The organism is Oleiphilus sp. HI0066 (assembly GCF_001635725.1).
Genome location: NZ_LWFH01001613.1, coordinates 1 through 832, shown reverse-complemented (window position 1 = coordinate 832; position 832 = coordinate 1). Strand labels below are relative to the sequence as shown.

General features: G+C 39.2%; 2 protein-coding genes. Both read left to right on the top strand.

All coding sequences use genetic code 11. The features are described 5' to 3' along the window. Nucleotides 1-283: transcriptional repressor LexA (gene lexA / locus A3738_RS25395; protein WP_068763942.1), on the top strand; the 283-nt coding region annotated here is incomplete at its 5' end. Continuing rightward, the gene (locus A3738_RS25390) at nucleotides 280-729 is read left to right on the top strand and encodes a SulA-like leucine-rich domain-containing protein (RefSeq protein WP_068476331.1); all 450 of its coding nucleotides are present in this window, start codon (nucleotides 280-282) and stop codon (nucleotides 727-729) included. The genes lexA and A3738_RS25390, both read left to right, overlap by 4 nt. The last annotated feature ends 103 nt before the right edge of the window (nucleotides 730-832 follow it).

Here is an 832-nt window from a genome sequence, read left to right as displayed (position 1 = left end):
TGACTACCTCTTACGCGTAAGAGGTATGAGTATGAAGGACATAGGGATACTCGATGGCGACTTATTAGCTGTACATAAAACTGAGCAAGCTAAAAATGGCCAAGTCGTTGTTGCGAGAATTGAAGATGAAGTGACCGTAAAACGCTTTTTCAAAAACAAACATACTGTAGAACTGCATGCTGAGAATGAAGAATTTCAACCAATCGTTGTTGATCTGAAAGAACAGCATCTCGCAATTGAAGGTTTAGCCGTTGGCGTTATCAGAAAGGATACAATCCAATGAATGAAGCATACATCCAACAAGATCTAGGTTTTAACGACAAGGCACTTAATACTTCGTTTATTGAAATAGACGCTCCAAATAGCGCAAAAAAAGAAGCGAACGTAACAGAGATTATTATCGCGAAGTCAAAAGCAGATAGTGTTCAAATGCTATTGCCTATGCTTACAAAGCTGAATCAAGAACAACGCTGGCTCGCATTAATAGATCCGCCTAGCGAACTACTGCATCGATGGAAATCTGAACGAAAAACAGATCTCAATGAAATAATCGTTCTTCGATCAAACAAGCAAATATCCGGTGATGCGCTATGTCAAAAAGCTTTAGCAATGGGTACCTGCCATGCAGCTATTTTATGGACAAAAGGCATCAACAACGAGTTTTTTGAACAGCTTGAACGCGCATCGATTGAGGGTGATAGTCACGGAATTCTAGTCAGAAGTAGATAGAAAACATGACAAACTAGATATTACATATAGAGATAAAGCGCACTATGGATAATTTACTGTGCGCTCAAAAAATGGGTTGAGTTTAATGTACTGTTGAAGGGAC